The organism is Pseudomonas sp. AIG (assembly GCF_977020205.1).
In genome coordinates, this window is record NZ_CDROCK010000010.1 from 65,918 (window position 1) to 83,931 (window position 18,014).

An 18,014-nucleotide genomic window follows, 5' to 3' on the forward strand; every position below is an offset into this window, starting at 1 on the left:
GGCGCGATGAACGCCGTGACTGATCTCCACCTCTCCCCGTGGGACGGTTTTTTCCTCGTCCACGCCGATGGCCTGCAAAGGCCTGACTCAATTTTTGCAGCCGCCCGAGTGTCTCGTGGCGGACACACGCAATCCCGGCAACCGACACGCTGATCCAGCGGGGTCTGGCAGCAGGGGGTTAGCGGTGTACAATGCGCCGCGTTTTAACTGTGACCCTCTGCGTAATCGCAAAAATCTCAAGGCTATCCGCCTTGTTCACTCCGTCGCGCCACAAGCGTTTCGGGTTCGATTTCGTCACAGATAAAAACAAACAGGTGACGCATGACCGTTGTAAACAAGCTGAACTCCTGGTGCCTGCGCTGGGGTTTGATCGGGGCTGCCTGAAATCGCAACCTTGCAGCAACGTCTACTGAACACCATCAAACCTTGCGTGAGACCTTTTTCATGAGTGGACAACCCTCGCAATCAGGCGAGCTGAAACGCGGCCTGAAAAATCGCCACATTCAACTGATCGCCCTCGGTGGCGCGATCGGTACCGGATTGTTCCTCGGCTCGGCCGGGGTACTGAAATCCGCCGGCCCGTCGATGATCCTCGGCTACGCCATCTGCGGCTTCATCGCCTTCATGATCATGCGCCAGTTGGGCGAAATGATCGTCGAGGAGCCGGTGGCCGGTTCCTTCAGCCATTTCGCGCACAAGTACTGGGGCGGCTTTGCCGGTTTCCTGTCGGGCTGGAACTGCTGGATTCTGTACATTCTGGTGGGCATGTCGGAGCTGACGGCTGTCGGTAAGTACATTCACTATTGGGCGCCGGACATTCCGACCTGGGTCTCCGCCGCCGCCTTCTTCGTGCTGATCAACGCGATCAACCTGGCCAACGTCAAAGTCTTCGGTGAGGCCGAATTCTGGTTCGCGATCATCAAGGTCGTGGCGATCGTCGGCATGATTGCACTGGGCAGTTACCTGCTGGTCAGCGGCCACGGCGGCCCGCAAGCCTCGGTGAGCAACCTGTGGTCGCACGGTGGGTTCTTCCCGAACGGCGTGAGCGGTCTGGTGATGGCCATGGCGATCATCATGTTCTCCTTCGGCGGTCTGGAAATGCTCGGTTTCACCGCCGCTGAAGCCGACAAGCCGAAAACCGTGATCCCGAAAGCGATCAACCAGGTGATCTACCGGATTCTGATTTTCTACATCGGTGCGCTGGTGATCCTGCTGTCGCTGACCCCATGGGACAGCCTGCTGGCAACCCTCAATGCGTCCGGCGATTCGTACAGCGGCAGCCCGTTCGTGCAAGTGTTCTCGATGCTCGGCAGCAACACCGCCGCGCACATCCTCAACTTCGTGGTCTTGACCGCTGCGTTGTCGGTGTACAACAGCGGCACCTACTGCAACAGCCGCATGCTGCTGGGCATGGCCGAGCAAGGTGATGCGCCGAGGGGGCTGGCGAAAATCGACAAGCGCGGTGTGCCGGTACGTTCGATTCTGGCCTCCGCTGCGGTGACGCTGGTCGCTGTGCTGCTGAACTATCTGATGCCGCAACACGCGCTGGAACTGCTGATGTCCCTCGTCGTCGCGACGCTGGTGATCAACTGGGCGATGATCAGCTTCTCGCATTTCAAGTTCCGTCAGCACATGAACAAGACTCAACAGACGCCGCTGTTCAAGGCCCTGTGGTATCCGTACGGCAACTACATCTGCCTGGCGTTCGTTGCGTTCATCCTTGGCGTGATGCTGTTGATCCCGGGCATTCAGATCTCGGTGTACGCGATTCCGCTGTGGGTCGTGTTCATGTGGATCTGCTACGTGATCAAGAACAAGCGCGGCGCGCAGCAGGCCGTGCACGCGGCAGGTGCTGCCAAGTAAGCGCAGACGCAGAAACACAAAACCCGGCCTGAGTGCCGGGTTTTTTATGGGTGCAAATGTTGGGGCGCTATTGATAGTCGGCGAGAGGATAGTCCCTGCACAGGGTTTCGACCTCTGAGCGAAACTGCGCGAGGAGCAGGGGTTCCAGGGTGTAATCCTGTTCGCCGAGCGGCGCCACCGTGTTCAGAATCCGCACGATCAAATCGACGATCTGGCGGCTGCCGTGGACATCGACCCGGCGTTGCGCCAGAGCAGTCGTGCCGATTCGCAGCCCGCTGGTGACAAGTGCCGAACGGGGATCATCAGGTACGCGATGTCTGTTGACGATGATCCCGCAGTGCCCCAGCGCCGCCTCCGCGATAGCGCCTGTGATGTCGCCACGCAGGCGAACCAGCACCGTGTGGTTTTCACTGCAGCCGCCGACCACTTCATAATCCTTGGCCTGAAACGCTTTGGCCATTTCATCCGCCGTACTGCGGATCTGCGCCATGCAGGCATCGAATGCTGCGGACATTGCGTAACCCAGCGCGGCAGCCTTCGCCGCGATCATGTTGGCAGCAGGTGCGCCCTGCATGCGCGGATAAACGGCTTGATCCAGCAGACGACTGAAGGTGGTCCGCAAACCGGGAATCTTGGTGTTCGCATCAGCACCGCTGAGAATCACGCCACCGCGAGGCCCGCCGAGTTGCTTGTGCGTACACGTGACGGTGACGTGTGCGGCGTCGATTGGGCTTGGGTGCCGACCGGTGGCGACAAGCCCGGCGATATGCGAAATGTCGGCGAGCAGAATAGCGCCGGCTTCATCGGCAATTTCGCGAAACCGCTTGAAGTCCACTTCGCGCGAATAGGCGCTGGCGCCGCAGAGGATGACGCGTGGGCGATGGGCGAGTGCGAGCAGGCGCACCTTGTCGTAATCGATCAGGCCGTCTGCTGTCGTGCCGTACTGGATCGCCTTGTAGTAGGCGCCGGAAAACGCGGCGAGGCTGCCATGCGTGAGATGACCGCCGTGTTCCACCGCCATGCCCAGCAAGGTGTCGCCGGGCTCAAGCAAGGCCGTGAGGACTTGGTAAACGGCGTTCGACGCTGAGTGTGGCTGCACGTTGGCGTATTGCGCGCCGAACAGTTGCCGCGCCCGGCGGATGGCCAGCGATTCGACCCGCTCGACATTTTCGCACCCAGCGCTGTGACGCTTGCCGGACATGCCTTCTGCGGTCACGTTGACCAGCACGGAGGCGGAGGCCGCCAAGGTTCGCGGCTGGACTGCGCAGGAGGAGGAGACCAGTGAAAGCGTGTGCTGTTGACGCGTGACTTCAGCGTCGAGAATTGCCGCCAGTTCAGCGTCTTCTGCGCGAAGATCTGCCAGGCCGCGTCGCAGCAAGTCAGCCTGGTTCTTGAGCGGTTCAGTAATGACTGCCATTGCTTGATTCCTTCCCTGGTTTGCGTGATTTGCGCATGTCCTTGCTTGCCAGATCTGTACAGGCGAATCCGTGTTTTGACCGCTGTGCGCGCAAAACTAAACCCTGTACAGGCCTCCCGGTTTTTCGCTCTTTCACTCTTGAGAGTGCGACGCCGAATTGACGCATCATAAATTTTTCAGTGAGGAACGCCACAGAATTAATCAAAAAAATGAACATTCTTCAAAGAAAATGATTCTTTTTGTGGTCGCGTCGGGTGTAAAACAGGCACTGCCCGGGGCCGATTTTCAGGCCAGGGGTGGAAGTCGACAGGAACTGACGAGTCATTACCGAGGCTGAAATAGCCCTGCATGTTGGCGGAAGCAGCCTTTGAAAGCTGACCTTTTATACCGAACCCAGGGAGGGAGAATGCTATGATCCTGCGCGGCACTGACAGGGATATAACTGCAATTTCCTACCTCACTTGTGTATGTCCGGAATGATCATTCGGGACGTGACATTGATTGCAGTTAAAAATGGATGATAAGCATGTGATGCACAGAAGAGAAAGATCGGAGAATCTGAAGAACAACATCAAATACCTGATAAAGAGTCGCGGGGAGACGCAGTTGTCCTTGTGCCACTCCAGTGGTTTGACGCGGACGACCATCTACAACATTCTTGAAGGCAAGGTGGTCAACGTACAACAGGCCACTGTGCGCAAGATTTCTGATTTCTTCGGGGTGTCTTACGAAGAAATAGAGACGATTGATTTTGAAGAAAAGGAAATCATCGAAAGCAGTATTTCGCCACAGGGGAATATGAATCCAGCGGCGGTGCCTGTTATCAAGGAAAGTATGCTGCTGAAAAGTCTGGATAAAAGAATTGGTGAGTTGGCCACGATTTATCCCCTGACTTACTATTTTGGCGCGTCCTTTAACCTGATTGGCGTGCTTCTGGAAAATGAAATCAGCGGCATGAATGAACCCGGCGATCTGTTGATCGTGCAGAAAGGAGCATCGACCAGCGACAGGGAAAAGCTGGTGTATGACAAAATCACAGCGAAGTTATCTATAAGCCATGAAGGCAGCTTTGATACGGATCGTGTATGCGTGATCGGAGATGTAATCGAGGAACGATTTAATGGATTGCAGTGTTGAAATGGAAAACAGCAAGTACAAGTTGCTGGGGTTCGAAAATGGAAAAAGCCTGGCCGTCATCATGGTCATCGCGACAGGCAAGATAATTAAAATAAAACTGAGTGAAGTGTTGAATAGTGAGATTATGGATAATCTGAATAAAATCGAAGTGAAAAACCTCTACAAGAAGTTTTACTCCCAGGGCGGGGCACTCACCGCTTACGAAATCAATGACCGTCATGAGAGTTCCTGGATGATCTACATCATCCTGAACCTGATGCTGTTCACGCTTTACATCTTCACCAGCATTGCTGCGACAAAACCGATCTATCTGGAGTATTTCGATATTGTCGTAACGCCGGGCACTTTTCTCTATCCGCTGACATTTTTGATCGTTGACTTGCTCAATGAAACCTTCGGCCTGAGACTCGCGCGAAAAGCGATCCTGTTCGCGTTCATCAGCAATGCCGCGATTATCATTCTGTTGGCCATCACTACTCATCTTCCGGGCCTGCCGGGTTGGAAGCTCGATGGCGCTTACAATGATGTTATCAGTCAGTTGTCGGCAGTCCTTGTAGCGTCTTCTGTATCGTTTCTGGTTTCCGAGAATATAAACTCGTACCTGTTGTGCAAGATTAAAGAACTCACAAATTCCAGGTTTCTGTTTTTGCGAGTTTTTTTAAGCACGTTGTTTGCCGTTATCATCGACAGCTTTCTGTTCTGCTACATCGCCTTTTACGGGACGATGGAAAACAGCGCGATACTGGGCATGATCTACGTTCAGATCGCAATCAAGGTGGGTTTTGCCTTCTTTAATATCTTGCCAGCCTACGGCGCAAGATCATTGTTCAAGAAATACCTGACGGGTGCGCAGACGCAATAAAGAGAGGAGGGCGCTCACTCGGCATGCTTGAGTGAGCGCTTCTTGTTGTAGTATTACTTTAAGCCAAGTTTCTCTTTCAAGCTTTGAGTGACCTGAGCTTTATTATTCAGGAACTCGTTCAAGCCTTTGGCGCGAAGATTACAGGCATCGCAATCGGAACATCCAGTGCCCTTGATGCCGTTGTAGCAAGTCAGTGTTTCTTCACGAACCAGATCCAGTTGATCGTGATAATCAGCCAAGGCCCAGGTTTCTGCCTTGTTCAGCCACATCAATGGCGTATCCAGTTGCAGCGTGTAATCCATACCTAATTCAAGGGCTTTATTCAGCGCCTTGACGAATTCATCCCGGCAATCGGGATAGCCCGAGAAGTCGGTTTCACAGACACCGGTAATGACCGTTTTCGCCTGGACTTGATAGGCATAAATGGAAGCAAGGGTCAAAAACAGAATGTTTCTTCCCGGTACGAAAGTGCTGGGCAGGCTTTCTCCGGAGCTGTTCACGGTCGGCACCGGAATGTTGTCGCGTGTCAGGCTGCTGATGGCAAGCTCGTTGAGTAAGGACACATCCAGCGTTTTATGCACGGTCACGCCGAGGGTTTTGGAAAGTCGCTGTGCAACTTCAATTTCCGCGTGGTGACGCTGACCATAGTCAAAGGTGATGCAGTGGACTTCATCGTAGTGGGTCAGTGCATGGATCAGGCAAGTCGTAGAGTCCTGGCCACCACTAAAAACGATAACTGCCTTGTTGCTCATAAGTCTGCTTCCTGCATTGATCGGGTAAGTTCAAAGGGCACAATGGTAACTCGAAATGACCCTCGAAATAAGTGCACAAGCATTTACCTGGGCAGGCAGTCGATCGCTATCTGGCTAATAGCGGTATCCTGTGTGCTCTGATTACGGACGTTTTTCCATGCTGGTGATTTCCAACAACGTGCATCTGCCGGATGCCGAGATCGAACTGACCGCCATCCGCGCGCAAGGCGCCGGTGGGCAGAACGTCAACAAGGTCTCCAGCGCCATGCACTTGCGCTTCGACATACCGGCCTCGTCGTTGCCCGAGTTCTATAAGGAGCGGCTGCTGGCGCTGCGTGACAGTCGCATTACCGGCGATGGTGTGTTGATCATCAAGGCGCAGCAATATCGCACGCAGGAAGCCAACCGCGCCGATGCGCTGGAGCGTCTGGTCGAGCTGATCCTCAGCGCCACCAAAGTCGAAAAGAAACGCCGCCCGACCAAGCCCACCCTCGGTTCAAAGAAGCGTCGGCTCGAATCGAAAACCAAGCGCGGCAGCATCAAGGCCGGGCGCGGCAAAGTGGACTTCTAGTCTTCGCGGTACTTGGCGGTGTGTTTGTACAGATACACGCTCAACGCCAGACCGCTCAGCGAGGCGAGGGCCGCGAAGAGGAAGATCGAGGCGAAACCGAAGCCTGCCGCAATCGCCCCGGCCAAAGGCCCGGTGATCCCCAGCGACAAATCAATGAACAGCGAGTAAGCGCCGACGGCCGCGCCACGGCTCGACGCCGGTACCAGATTCACCGCTTCCACGCCCAGTGCCGGGAACACCAGCGAGAAACCAAACCCGCTCAACGCCGCACCGGCCAACGCCCAATGTGCGTCCGGCGCCAGCCACAACAGCAGCAGACCAAGGGTTTCCACCGATAGACAGGCAATCGCCACGCGAAAGCCGCCGAGACGGTTGATCAGGTTGCCGAACAGCAGTCGCGCACCGATGAAGCTGGCGCCGAACAGGCTCAGGCACAGCACCGCGTTGTCCCAATGCTGGGGTGGCGTAATACAGGGTGATGAAGGTGGCGATGGTGCCGAAGCCGATCGAGCCCAGCGCCAGACCGCAGCCATGGGGAAACACTTTGCCGAGCACATGCATGAACGGCAGACGCTCGCCGGCCACAATCGGTGCGGCAGTTTTCGGCCATGCCAGTGCCAGACCAAGAATCGCCAGCAAGATGATGCTGACGCCCATGCTCCACAGACCCAACTGGCCGACCAGCCACACACCGAACGGGGCGCCGACCGCCAGTGCGCCGTAACTGGCGATGCCGTTCCAGGAAATCACCTTGGCGGTGTTCGCTGCGCCGACCCGGCCAATGCCCCAGCCGATCGAACCGGAACCCACAAGGCTTTCCGCGCTGCCCAACACCAGCCGACCGATCAACAGACTGATCAAACTGAGCATCGGCATGCTCGGTGTCCACGCCGAAATCAGCATGAACACACCGCTCAAGCCGCACCCGGCCAGGCCAATCATCACCGCGCGTTTGCTGCCCTGGTTGTCGATGATTTTGCCGGCATACGGGCGGCTGAGCAGAGTGGCGAGGTATTGCACGCTGATCACCAGACCGGCAATCACCGCGCCAAAGCCCAGATCGCTGTGGACGTACCCCGGCAGCACCGCGAGCGGAATGCCGATGTTCAGATAGCCGATAAAGGTGAAGAGGACAATGGAGACGACTTGCAGCGTGACCGCCAGGGGGCGCTGAGGTTCTGGCATAGAGGACGACATGGGTAACGATCCACGGGAACGGCAGATTAGATAGGCTGCTTATGATACCGGCGTGGAAGAATCTGCGGCGGGAAAAGTAAAACTATTTGTCGGGTGGCCATTCAGGTTTTGGCCGGGGCAACCAGCTGCGTGGTGACCAGCGCCGCCAGGGCGTTTTCCTCTGTGCCGAAACGGGCGAGGAGAGCGGCTTGCTTCTCGGGCGAGAGGCGGTTCCAGATCTCGATCATTTTCTCGGTCGCGCCGATCAGTACGGCGGCTTGGCTTTCGGAGAATTCGTCGGTCATGGCGGGCTCGGTTTCAGGCAGTGTGGAAAGCGCATGTTAGCGCTTTCCACACGGTCTGTACGACGGGGTCTTACTCTTCGTTGTCGGCCGGACGGCTCTCAACAGCTTCTTTCGGCTCGGGCTGTTGGGCGCCGGCTTGTTGCGTGGTCGTCTGCTCAGGTACGTGCAGGCTTGGGAAGGGGAGATTAGGAATCTCGTGCATGGTTGCGCTCCTCGCTAAGTCTGTTGATAGATCTGGTCGATCCGCGCTTTTAGAAAGCCTGCGAAGGATACAGCAGGAAAAATGACAATCAGACTTTTAATTCAAATTAATGCGACAGATGGCCGCAGGGGGCGCAAAACTGTGGTGATTGATCGTTCCCACGCTCTGCGTGGGAACGCCTCAATGGACGCTCTGCGTCCGCTGTTGGGACGCAGAGCGTCCCGGGCTGCATTCCCACGCGGAGCGTGGGAACGAGCAATGGGAGGGATTATTTGCAGACGCTGGCGATGGCTTCGGCCAGCAATGCGAGGCGCGTGGCATCGATGCCGGCGACGTTCGCCCGGCCTGAGCTGACCATGTACACGCTGTGATGCTCACGCAGTTGTTTCACTTGCTCCGGCGACAGCCCGGTGTAAGAGAACATGCCGCGCTGCACGCCAATGTGCGCAAAACGCTCGCGCAGGCCGTGCGGTTCCAGCGCTTCGACCAGACCGCTGCGCAACTGCGCAATGCGCAAACGCATGGCTTCCACCTCATCGGCCCAGCGCGCTTTCAGCTCAGGATCGGCAAGGATGGTCGCGACCACTGCAGCGCCGTGATCCGGCGGCGTCGACCACAGGTTGCGGGCGATGTTGGCCAGTTGGCTGCGGATGTCGATGAGCTTGTCAGCGCTTTTCGCACAGACGATCAGCGCACCGGTGCGGTCGCGGTACAGGCCAAAGTTCTTCGAGCAGGAACTGGTGATCAGCAGCTCAGGCAACTCGGCTGCGAACAGCCGGGTCGACCACGCATCCTGTTCCAGACCATCGCCAAAGCCCTGGTAGGCAAAGTCGATCAGCGGCAGCAGATTGCGCGCGCGCACCACATCGAGCACGCGCTGCCAGTCGTCATGGCTCAAGTCAAAACCGGTCGGGTTGTGGCAGCACGCGTGGAGCAGCACCACATCACCGTTCGGCACTTCCTTGAGTACGGCGAGCATGGCGTCGACGTCGAGGCGGTTGTCACTGCCCACGTAGGGGTAGTGACTGACCTTGACCCCGGCCGCCGCGAAAATGGTTTCGTGGATTGGCCAGGTCGGGTTGCTCAGCCACACGCCCTTGCCCGGCAGGCATTGGGCGATGAAGTCGGCCGCCAGACGTAGGGCACCGGTGCCGCCCGGGGTCTGGGTGGCGCCGGCGCGCTGTTCGGCGATCAGCTTCGAGTCGGCGCCGAGCACCAACTCGTTGATGACTTTGCCAAACTGCGGGTTGCCGTGACCACCGATGTAAGTCTTGGTGTCCTGGCTTTCGACCAGCCGTGCTTCAGCGATTTTCACCGCTTCCGGGATCGGCGTCAGGCCTTGGGCGTCCTTGTAGACGCCAACGCCCAGGTCGAATTTGCGCGGGTTGCTGTCCTGCGCATACGCCTCCATCAAGCCGAGGATCGGGTCGCCGGGTACCCGGCCGATGGCGTCGAAGTGCATTACTTGCGTCCTTCTGCGGTCTTGGCCACTTCGTCAGTGCGTGCGGCCATGATGAAGTCGTTGCGGTGCAGGCCTTTGATCGAGTGGCTCCACCAGGTCACGGTGACTTTGCCCCATTCGGTGAGCAAGCCCGGGTGGTGACCTTCGGCCTCGGAGATCTCGCCGACAGCGTTGGTGAACGCCAGCGCATGTTTGAAGTTCTTGAACAGGAAGACCTTCTCCAGCTGCATGATGCTGTCGCGCACTTCGATGTTCCAGTCAGGGATCTGCTTGATCAGGATCGGCAGTTCTTCGTCGCTGACTTGTGGCGCATCGGCGCGGCAGGCTTCGCAGTGGGCTTGGTTCAAAGTGGACATGGTGTATTCCTGAAATCGAGTGTGTTTTTTTTATAAAGGCTTCTGAGTCGTCAATGCCGTCACGCTAAACCAAAGTGGCGGCAACTGACAGGCTCAATTGTCAGCAAAAGTCGCGGTTCACGCGGCTTTCGGTTTCGGCGGAAATTTCGGTGCGTGCAGACCCAACTGCATGCCCTGGCGAACCATGGCCATGATGTCTTCATGGGCCACGTCGAACAGGCGCTTGAGGTCCGGCAGGACAAAGTACAGCGGTTGCAGGATGTCGATGCGATACGGCGTGCGCATGGCTTCGAGCGGATCGAAGGCTTGATGCTCCGGTTCGTCCGACAGCGAATAAACGGTTTCTTTCGGTGAGGACAGGATGCCGCCGCCGTAGATGCGTTTGCCTTGCGGGGTGTCGACCAGGCCGAACTCGATGGTCATCCAGTACAGGCGCGCCAGGTACACGCGTTCTTCCTTGGTCGCCTGCAAGCCGAGCTTGCCGTAGGTGTGGGTGAATTCGGCGAAATACGGGTTGGTCAACAGCGGGCAGTGACCAAAGATCTCGTGGAAAATATCCGGCTCTTGCAGGTAATCCAGCTCTTCGCGGGTACGAATAAACGTCGCGACCGGAAATTGCTTGCTGGCCAGCAGTTCAAAAAAGGTCTGGAAGGGGATCAGTGCCGGAACGCGTGCGACCTGCCAACCGGTGGTCTCGCCGAGCACTTTGTTGATTTCGCCGAGTTGCGGAATGCGGTCGTGGGGCAGACCGAGTTTTTCGATACCGTCCAGGTATTCCTGGCACGCACGCCCTTCGATCACTTTCAGTTGGCGAGTGATCAGCGTGTTCCACACCGCGTGTTCTTCGGCGGGGTAGTCGATAAAACCTTGCGCATCGGGCTCGCGGGCCACGTATTGCGTCTGCTTCATACTGCTCTCCTGCTAGGGGAATTCGTTCTTGTTATGTCCAGCGATGGATTCAGAATTACCTGAGTGCGGTCGGGTTTGCAGCAGGTTGATCGCGATACGTGTAGGAAAATTCGCCTGAAATCGTAAAATAATCGTTACGCTTGGACGGATATATCGCGTTTGCGGTGATTAGCGGGTTTGAAAAGCTCAGTACCTGTCACATAATCTTGACAACTATCTGCGTGCCTCGGCAGAAAAATGAGCGTCGGGCGCACCGCAATACCCTGTGGGAGCGAGCTTGCTCGCGAAAGCGCTGGGTCTGACACATCAATGCTGGATGTGCTGACGCCTTCGCGAGCAAGCTCGCTCCCACAGGGGCGGTATTCAACTCCCCATCTTGTCGGGCCTTATATATGCGCATCAAAGTCCACTGCCAGAACCGCATCGGCATCCTGCGCGACATTCTCAACCTGCTGGTCGCCTACGGGATCAACGTGGCGCGGGGTGAAGTCGGTGGCGAGCATGGCAATGCGATCTACCTGCACTGCCCGAACCTGATCAATATCCAGTTCCAGGCGTTGCGGCCGAAATTCGAGGCAATCGCCGGAGTGTTTGGCGTCAAGCGGGTAGGGCTGATGCCTAGCGAACGACGGCACATGGAGTTGAATGCCTTGCTCGGCGCGCTGGAGTTTCCGGTGCTGTCGATCGACATGGGGGGCTCGATCGTCGCTGCCAACCGCGCGGCGGCGCAGTTGCTCGGGGTGCGCGTTGACGAGGTGCCGGGTATTCCGCTGTCGCGCTACGCCGAGGATTTCGACTTGCCGGAACTGGTGCGCGCCAATAAATCGCGGATCAATGGCATGCGGGTCAAGGTCAAGGGTGACATCTTTCTGGCCGACATCGCGCCGCTGCAATCGGAGCACGACGACAGTGAAGCCATGGCCGGCGCAGTGTTGACCTTGCATCGCGCCGACAGAGTGGGCGAGCGCATCTATAACGTGCGCAAGCAGGAGCTGCGTGGCTTCGACAGCATCTTCCAGAGCTCCAAAGTCATGGCCGCCGTGGTGCGTGAAGCGCGGCGTATGGCCCCGCTGGATGCGCCGCTGTTGATTGAAGGCGAAACCGGCACCGGCAAGGAGTTGCTGGCGCGTGCCTGCCACCTCGCCAGTCCGCGCGGGCAGTCGCCGTTGATGGCGCTCAACTGTGCAGGCCTGCCTGAGTCGATGGCCGAGACTGAGCTGTTCGGCTATGGCCCCGGCGCCTTCGAAGGGGCGCGGGCCGAAGGCAAGCTCGGTCTGTTGGAATTGACGGCGGGCGGCACATTGTTTCTCGACGGCGTCGGCGAAATGAGTCCGCGTCTTCAAGTGAAGTTACTGCGCTTTCTGCAGGACGGTTGCTTCCGCCGGGTCGGCAGTGATGAGGAGGTTTATCTGGATGTGCGGGTGATCTGTGCCACCCAGGTGGACTTGTCCGAGCTGTGCGCGCGCGGCGAGTTTCGCCAGGATTTGTATCACCGCTTGAACGTGCTCTCCCTGCACATCCCGCCGCTGCGCGAATGCCTCGACGGCTTGACCCCGCTGGTCGAACACTTTCTCGATCAGGCCAGTCGGCAGATCGGCTGTTCGCTGCCGAAACTGGCGCCGGCGGCGATGGATCGGCTCAGCCATTACCATTGGCCGGGCAACGTGCGGCAACTGGAAAACGTGCTGTTCCAGGCGGTTTCGCTGTGCGATGGCGGCACGGTGAAGGCCGAGCATATTCGGCTGCCGGATTACGGCGTGCGTCAGCCGCTTGGCGATTTCTCGCTGGAGGGTGGGCTGGACGAGATTGTCGGGCGCTTCGAGAAGGCGGTGCTGGAACGGTTGTATTCCGAGCATCCGAGCAGTCGGCAGTTGGGTAAGCGGTTGGGGGTTTCGCACACCACCATTGCCAACAAGCTGCGTGAATACGAAGTCGGCAAAGAGTCGGGCAGCAGCGAATGATCGTTCCCACGCTCTGCGTGGGAATGCCTCAATGGACGCTCTGCGTCCGGTTTGGGACGCGGAGCGTCCCGGGCTGCATTCCCACGCAGAGCGTTGGAACGATCATTAGCCGGGATTGCCGCCAAGCGGCATAACACCGCCGGTTTTTCGACTTCGATACATTTCAAATTTCCCCTCGTCACTCCCCAAGTCCTTTGTTTACCGGGTCTTTGTCCGCCAGAAAAAAGTTGGTCTGCAAATTGCTTATGGCTCAGCAGTACAGCGGTGGGCGGCAAACGTCCGGCATGCAGAGGAAAGAGTGTGGACAAGTACCTTTATGTGGCAATGACCGGCGCCAGCCAGAACGCACTGGCGCAGAAGGCTCATGCCAACAACCTGGCGAACATCTCCACCAACGGTTTTCAGCGCGACCTGGAGCAGGCGCGTTCGATGCCGGTGTTTGGTGACAGCTTTCCGGCGCGTGCGTTTGCCATGAGCGAACGGCCCGCCACCGACTTCACCCCAGGTTCGCTGGTGCAGACCGGCCGTGACCTCGACGTCGCTGTCACCGGCAACGGTTTTATCGCCGTGCAGAACCCGAACGGCGGCGAGAGTTACGTGCGCACCGGCAGCCTCAACGTTGACGCCCTCGGCGTGCTGCGTGCCGGCAACGGTATGCCGGTGATGGGCAATGGCGGTCCGATCGCCGTGCCGCCCGAGCAGCAGATCGAAGTCGGCGAAGACGGCACCATCAGTATTCGTGCGATGGGCGAAGGCCCGCGCGTCATGGCGGAAGTCGACCGGATCAAACTGGTCAACCCGGACATCAAGAACATGAACAAGGGCCTCGACGGCTCGATCTACACCAAGGACGGCCAGCCTGCGCCGGCCGACGCCAACGTCAAACTGGTGTCGGGCTTCCTCGAGTCGAGCAACGTCAACGCCGTTGAGGAGATGACCTCAGTGCTGGCCCTGGCCAAGCAGTTCGAGTTGCACGTCAAAATGATGAACACCGCCAAAGACGACGACCAGGCCATGGCTCGGGTCTTGCAGATCAGCTAATTATCAGAACGTCGCGCCGAAAAACAGGCGCACGAGGAGAATCGAATGCTTCCGGCTCTATGGGTTGCCAAAACCGGTCTGTCCGCCCAGGACACCAACCTGACCACCATTTCCAACAACCTGGCGAACGTGTCGACCACGGGTTTCAAACGTGACCGCGCCGAGTTCCAGGACTTGCTCTATCAGATCAAGCGTCAGCCAGGCGCCCAGTCGACTCAGGACAGCGAACTGCCGTCGGGTCTGCAAGTGGGTACCGGTGTGCGCATTGTCGGCACCCAGAAAAACTTCACCGCCGGCAGCCTGCAAACCACCGAGCAGCCGCTGGACATGGCCATCGACGGTCGCGGGTTTTTCCAGATTCTGCAGCCGGACGGCACCACGTCCTACACCCGTGACGGTACGTTCCACCTCGATTCCAATGGCCAGATCGTCAACGCCAGCGGTTTCGCTCTGGAGCCTGCCGTGGTTATCCCGAACGATGCGCAGACCTTCACCGTCGGCCGTGACGGCACCGTGTCGGTGACCATCGCCGGTAACCCGGCGGCGCAAGTGATCGGCAACCTGCAAACCGCCGACTTCATCAACCCGGCCGGTCTGCAAGCCGTGGGCAACAACCTGTTCCTGGAAACCGCCGCTTCCGGTGCGCCGCAAGTCGGTACTCCGGGCCTGAACGGGTTTGGCACCATGCTGCAGAACACCCTGGAAACCTCCAACGTCAGCACCGTTGAAGAGATGGTCAATATGATCACCACTCAGCGCGCTTACGAGATGAACTCCAAGGTGATCTCCACCGCCGACCAGATGCTCTCGTTCGTAACGCAGAATCTGTAATCAAGTCTATGAGGCGGCCATGAGGCCGCCTGCAACACCGTGAGGTAGGGTCATGAATCGCTTCGTATCTGTTCTGGCATTGAGTGGGGTCGTCTCGCTCGCGGGCTGCGTCGCCCCGACGCCCAAGCCCAATGACCCTTACTACGCCCCGGTGTTGCCGCGCACGCCGCTGCCGTCTGCGGCCAATAACGGCTCGATCTATCAGGCCGGCTTCGAGCAGAACCTGTACAGCGACCGCAAGGCTTTCCGGGTCGGTGACATCATCACCATCACCCTGAACGAGAAGACTCAGGCGAGCAAAAACGCCAACTCGCAAGTGGCCAAGAACAGCAAGACCGGCATCGGCCTGACGTCGCTGTTCGGCGGCAGCGCGACCACCAACAACCCGTTGGGCGGTAACGATCTGAGTCTGGACGTTGGCTACAGCGGCGACCGCGCGACCAAGGGCGACAGCAAAGCGGCGCAGGGCAACACCCTGACCGGCTCGATCACGGTGACCGTGGCTGACGTCTTGCCCAACGGCATCATTGCCGTACGCGGCGAGAAGTGGATGACCCTCAATACCGGCGATGAGCTGGTGCGGATTGCAGGTTTAGTGCGTGCCGATGACATCGCCACGGACAACACCGTGTCGTCGACCCGTGTCGCCGATGCGCGCATCACCTACTCGGGCACCGGCTCGTTTGCCGATGCGAGTCAGCCAGGCTGGTTCGACCGTTTCTTCCTCAGCCCGCTGTTCCCTTTCTAGGTGGCTACGTTGAATTTCAAGAGCCTCATGCTGGCTGCGGCGCTGATGTCCGCAGCCTTTGCTGCCCACGCCGAGCGGCTGAAAGATATCGCCAGCATTTCTGGCGTGCGCTCCAACCAGTTGATCGGTTACGGCCTGGTGGTCGGGCTTAACGGTACCGGCGACCAGACGACGCAAACCCCGTTCACCCTGCAGACCTTCAACAACATGCTCTCGCAGTTCGGCATCAAGGTGCCGCCGGGATCGGGCAACGTGCAATTGAAGAACGTCGCGGCGGTGTCGATCAGTGCCGACTTGCCGGCGTTCGCCAAACCGGGTCAGCAGGTCGATATCACCGTGTCCTCGATCGGTAACTCCAAGAGCCTGCGCGGCGGCACACTGTTGCTGACCCCGCTCAAGGGTATCGACGGCAACGTCTACGCCATCGCTCAGGGCAACCTGGTCGTTGGCGGTTTCGATGCTGAAGGCCGTGACGGTTCGAAGATCACCGTCAACGTTCCGTCGGCCGGCCGCATTCCGGGCGGTGCCTCGGTGGAGCGTTCGGTGCCGAGCGGTTTCAACCAGGGCAACAGCCTGACGCTGAACCTCAACCGTTCCGACTTCACCACGGCAAAACGTATCGTCGACAAGATCAACGACATGCTTGGCCCTGGCGTTGCGCAAGCCATCGACGGCGGTTCGATCCGAGTCACCGCGCCACTCGATCCGAGCCAGCGCGTCGACTACTTGTCGATTCTGGAAAACCTCGAAGTCGATCCGGGTCAGGCGGTGGCGAAAGTCATCATCAACTCGCGGACCGGCACCATCGTCATCGGCCAGAACGTCAAGGTTTCCCCGGCCGCCGTGACCCACGGCAGCCTGACCGTGACGATCACCGAAGACCCGATCGTCAGCCAGCCGGGTCCGTTGTCCAACGGCCAGACCGCTGTCGTGCCACGCTCGCGGGTCAATGCCGAGCAGGAAGCCAAGCCGATGTTCAAGTTCGGCCCTGGCACCACCCTCGACGAAATCGTCCGTGCGGTAAACCAGGTCGGCGCGGCGCCGGGTGACTTGATGGCCATCCTCGAAGCACTGAAGCAGGCCGGTGCGTTGCAAGCCGACCTGATCGTGATCTGAGGCCGACCCTTATGGATATGCGCAAAAGCGGTCTGGTCAACAGCAGCGATTCGGGTTCTTACTCGGACCTCAATCGCCTGAACCAACTCAAGGTCGGCGACAAGAACAGCGATGCGAACATGCGCAAGGTGGCGCAGGAATTCGAATCGCTGTTCCTTGGCGAAATGCTCAAGTCGATGCGTTCAGCCACCGAAGCGCTGGGCCAGGACAACCCGCTCAACACGCCGGCGGCCAAGCAGTATCAGGAAATGTACGACCAGCAACTGGCCGTTTCCATGTCCCGCGAGGGCGGTGGTATCGGTCTGGCCGACGTGCTGATGCGGCAGATGTCGAAGAACAAACCGATGGCGCCGGGTGAGGCTGCGGCCGCGTCCGCCGCCAAGCAGGAAGAAGCCAAGGCAAAAGCCGCTGCAGTGGCCACGCCGATTGCCGCCGGCACCGTGGCCACCCACGGCCCGTTGTCGCGGCTCAATGGTGAGCGTCCGTTGTGGGCGTCGCGTTCGGTGAATGCACCGAATACGCAGTTGGCCCATCGCAACGACATGGAGCTGATCAATCAGCGTCGTCTGGCTCTGCCACCGAAGCTGGCTGATCGTCTGCTCGCCGGGCTGGTGCCGTCGGCCACGCCGGCAGCGGCCACGCCATTGCCGCAGCGCGCGACAACCACTGCCACAACCGGCGCCGGTCCGCTGTACAACGGCGACTGGCTGGCACGCGCCGAGAACGAAAAGGCCGCTGGCGGGCAGATGCAGATTTACGGTCGCGCCATGGCGCAGATTCCGCTGGCACCGGCGAAGAAAGCCTTCAGTTCCGCCGACGAATTCGTCAACACCATGCTGCCGATGGCCAAGGAAGCGGCCGACCGCATCGGCGTCGATCCGCGTTATCTGGTGGCCCAGGCGGCGCTGGAAACCGGTTGGGGCAAATCGGTCATGCGTGCCCAGGATGGCAGCAGCAGCCACAACCTGTTCGGCATCAAGGCGAGCAGCAACTGGAAGGGCGATTCGGCTCGCGCAATCACCAGCGAGTTCCGTAATGGCGCGATGGTCAAGGAGACGGCCGAGTTCCGCTCCTACGCCTCGTACAAGGACAGCTTCCACGATCTGGTGACTTTGCTGCAGAGCAATAATCGCTATCAAGATGTCGTGAAGTCTGCCGATAACCCAGAACAGTTTGTACGCGAGTTGCAAAAGGCCGGTTACGCCACCGACCCGAACTACGCGACAAAGATTTCGCAGATAGCCAAGCAGATGAACAGTTTCCAAAACTACGCTGCGGCGGGTGTATCCACCACGCCTTTTTAAG

17 protein-coding genes and 1 pseudogene are annotated in these 18,014 nt (G+C 58.6%); 10 read left to right on the forward strand and 8 right to left on the reverse strand.

Annotation, left to right across the window (positions count from 1 at the left end):
* Positions 1-444 precede the first annotated feature (444 nt).
* Positions 445-1,863, forward strand: coding sequence for an amino acid permease (locus ACWR1S_RS08840; protein ID WP_454563216.1), 1,419 nt, complete (start codon positions 445-447; stop codon positions 1,861-1,863).
* A 67-nt stretch (positions 1,864-1,930) separates the two neighbouring features.
* Here the strand turns inward: ACWR1S_RS08840 and ACWR1S_RS08845 are convergent, their stop codons facing one another.
* Positions 1,931-3,280, reverse strand: coding sequence for a serine hydroxymethyltransferase (locus tag ACWR1S_RS08845; protein WP_454563217.1), 1,350 nt, complete (start codon positions 3,278-3,280; stop codon positions 1,931-1,933).
* A 531-nt stretch (positions 3,281-3,811) separates the two neighbouring features.
* Here ACWR1S_RS08845 and ACWR1S_RS08850 point away from each other — a divergent pair.
* Positions 3,812-4,417, forward strand: a complete 606-nt coding sequence (locus tag ACWR1S_RS08850) for a helix-turn-helix transcriptional regulator (protein ID WP_454563255.1) — start codon at positions 3,812-3,814, stop codon at positions 4,415-4,417.
* The gene (locus ACWR1S_RS08855; RefSeq protein WP_277761152.1) at positions 4,401-5,279 is read left to right on the forward strand and encodes a queuosine precursor transporter; all 879 of its coding nucleotides are present in this window, start codon (positions 4,401-4,403) and stop codon (positions 5,277-5,279) included. The genes ACWR1S_RS08850 and ACWR1S_RS08855 overlap by 17 nt, the downstream gene beginning before the upstream one ends.
* 53 nt (positions 5,280-5,332) lie before the next feature.
* Here ACWR1S_RS08855 and queC read toward each other — a convergent pair whose 3' ends face one another.
* On the reverse strand, positions 5,333-6,031 hold the full coding sequence (queC, locus tag ACWR1S_RS08860) for a 7-cyano-7-deazaguanine synthase QueC (protein ID WP_454563218.1): 699 nt from the start codon (positions 6,029-6,031) through the stop codon (positions 5,333-5,335).
* A 157-nt stretch (positions 6,032-6,188) separates the two neighbouring features.
* Between queC and arfB the strand changes: the two genes are divergently transcribed.
* Complete coding sequence (gene arfB, locus ACWR1S_RS08865) at positions 6,189-6,602, forward strand: alternative ribosome rescue aminoacyl-tRNA hydrolase ArfB (protein WP_095187827.1); 414 nt, start codon at positions 6,189-6,191, stop codon at positions 6,600-6,602.
* On the opposite strand, the pseudogene ACWR1S_RS08870 reads toward arfB, so the two are convergent.
* The 6 genes and pseudogenes from ACWR1S_RS08870 to phhA form a co-directional block, all read right to left on the reverse strand.
* Positions 6,599-7,787 (reverse strand): annotated as a pseudogene (locus tag ACWR1S_RS08870) (MFS transporter). The gene arfB and the pseudogene ACWR1S_RS08870 overlap by 4 nt on opposite strands.
* A 113-nt stretch (positions 7,788-7,900) precedes the next feature.
* Positions 7,901-8,083, reverse strand: a complete 183-nt coding sequence (locus ACWR1S_RS08875; protein WP_454563219.1) for a hypothetical protein — start codon at positions 8,081-8,083, stop codon at positions 7,901-7,903.
* Between the two features lie 70 nt (positions 8,084-8,153).
* Positions 8,154-8,285 carry a hypothetical protein gene (locus ACWR1S_RS08880; RefSeq protein WP_008088845.1) on the reverse strand — a complete coding sequence of 44 codons (132 nt, stop codon included), beginning with the start codon at positions 8,283-8,285 and terminating at the stop codon, positions 8,154-8,156.
* A 268-nt stretch (positions 8,286-8,553) separates the two neighbouring features.
* Positions 8,554-9,747, reverse strand: coding sequence for an amino acid aminotransferase (locus ACWR1S_RS08885; RefSeq protein WP_454563220.1), 1,194 nt, complete (start codon positions 9,745-9,747; stop codon positions 8,554-8,556).
* On the reverse strand, positions 9,747-10,103 hold the full coding sequence (locus ACWR1S_RS08890) for a 4a-hydroxytetrahydrobiopterin dehydratase (RefSeq protein WP_003222798.1): 357 nt from the start codon (positions 10,101-10,103) through the stop codon (positions 9,747-9,749). The genes ACWR1S_RS08885 and ACWR1S_RS08890 overlap by 1 nt, the downstream gene beginning before the upstream one ends.
* A gap of 117 nt (positions 10,104-10,220) precedes the next feature.
* Entirely contained in the window at positions 10,221-11,012 is a 792-nt protein-coding gene (gene phhA, locus ACWR1S_RS08895; protein ID WP_454563221.1) for a phenylalanine 4-monooxygenase, read from the reverse strand.
* Between the two features lie 392 nt (positions 11,013-11,404).
* Between phhA and ACWR1S_RS08900 the strand changes: the two genes are divergently transcribed.
* From ACWR1S_RS08900 to flgJ, 6 genes are all read left to right on the forward strand, one after another.
* A complete protein-coding gene (locus ACWR1S_RS08900) occupies positions 11,405-12,973 on the forward strand; it encodes a sigma-54-dependent transcriptional regulator (protein ID WP_454563222.1) in 1,569 nt (522 codons plus the stop codon).
* Between the two features lie 300 nt (positions 12,974-13,273).
* Positions 13,274-14,014, forward strand: coding sequence for a flagellar basal body rod protein FlgF (locus ACWR1S_RS08905; RefSeq protein WP_064119567.1), 741 nt, complete (start codon positions 13,274-13,276; stop codon positions 14,012-14,014).
* A 45-nt stretch (positions 14,015-14,059) separates the two neighbouring features.
* Entirely contained in the window at positions 14,060-14,845 is a 786-nt protein-coding gene (gene flgG, locus ACWR1S_RS08910; protein WP_242204348.1) for a flagellar basal-body rod protein FlgG, read from the forward strand.
* Between the two features lie 52 nt (positions 14,846-14,897).
* On the forward strand, positions 14,898-15,593 hold the full coding sequence (flgH, locus tag ACWR1S_RS08915; RefSeq protein ID WP_454563223.1) for a flagellar basal body L-ring protein FlgH: 696 nt from the start codon (positions 14,898-14,900) through the stop codon (positions 15,591-15,593).
* Between the two features lie 27 nt (positions 15,594-15,620).
* A complete protein-coding gene (locus ACWR1S_RS08920) occupies positions 15,621-16,709 on the forward strand; it encodes a flagellar basal body P-ring protein FlgI (protein ID WP_177413072.1) in 1,089 nt (362 codons plus the stop codon).
* Positions 16,710-16,720: 11 nt separating this feature from the next.
* On the forward strand, positions 16,721-18,013 hold the full coding sequence (flgJ, locus tag ACWR1S_RS08925) for a flagellar assembly peptidoglycan hydrolase FlgJ (protein WP_454563224.1): 1,293 nt from the start codon (positions 16,721-16,723) through the stop codon (positions 18,011-18,013).
* Position 18,014 lies beyond the last annotated feature (1 nt).

Coding starts and splice junctions, on each gene's coding strand:
- ACWR1S_RS08840 (WP_454563216.1), top strand. CDS start 445: ATGAGTGGACAACCCTCGCAATCAGGCGAGCTGAAACGCGGCCTGAAA.
- ACWR1S_RS08890 (WP_003222798.1), bottom strand. CDS start 10,103: ATGTCCACTTTGAACCAAGCCCACTGCGAAGCCTGCCGCGCCGATGCG.
- ACWR1S_RS08845 (WP_454563217.1), bottom strand. CDS start 3,280: ATGGCAGTCATTACTGAACCGCTCAAGAACCAGGCTGACTTGCTGCGA.
- ACWR1S_RS08850 (WP_454563255.1), top strand. CDS start 3,812: ATGCACAGAAGAGAAAGATCGGAGAATCTGAAGAACAACATCAAATAC.
- ACWR1S_RS08875 (WP_454563219.1), bottom strand. CDS start 8,083: ATGACCGACGAATTCTCCGAAAGCCAAGCCGCCGTACTGATCGGCGCG.
- ACWR1S_RS08920 (WP_177413072.1), top strand. CDS start 15,621: ATGCTGGCTGCGGCGCTGATGTCCGCAGCCTTTGCTGCCCACGCCGAG.
- ACWR1S_RS08880 (WP_008088845.1), bottom strand. CDS start 8,285: ATGCACGAGATTCCTAATCTCCCCTTCCCAAGCCTGCACGTACCTGAG.
- ACWR1S_RS08900 (WP_454563222.1), top strand. CDS start 11,405: ATGCGCATCAAAGTCCACTGCCAGAACCGCATCGGCATCCTGCGCGAC.
- ACWR1S_RS08885 (WP_454563220.1), bottom strand. CDS start 9,747: ATGCACTTCGACGCCATCGGCCGGGTACCCGGCGACCCGATCCTCGGC.
- ACWR1S_RS08855 (WP_277761152.1), top strand. CDS start 4,401: ATGGATTGCAGTGTTGAAATGGAAAACAGCAAGTACAAGTTGCTGGGG.
- arfB (WP_095187827.1), top strand. CDS start 6,189: ATGCTGGTGATTTCCAACAACGTGCATCTGCCGGATGCCGAGATCGAA.
- flgJ (WP_454563224.1), top strand. CDS start 16,721: ATGGATATGCGCAAAAGCGGTCTGGTCAACAGCAGCGATTCGGGTTCT.
- flgG (WP_242204348.1), top strand. CDS start 14,060: ATGCTTCCGGCTCTATGGGTTGCCAAAACCGGTCTGTCCGCCCAGGAC.
- phhA (WP_454563221.1), bottom strand. CDS start 11,012: ATGAAGCAGACGCAATACGTGGCCCGCGAGCCCGATGCGCAAGGTTTT.
- queC (WP_454563218.1), bottom strand. CDS start 6,031: ATGAGCAACAAGGCAGTTATCGTTTTTAGTGGTGGCCAGGACTCTACG.
- flgH (WP_454563223.1), top strand. CDS start 14,898: ATGAATCGCTTCGTATCTGTTCTGGCATTGAGTGGGGTCGTCTCGCTC.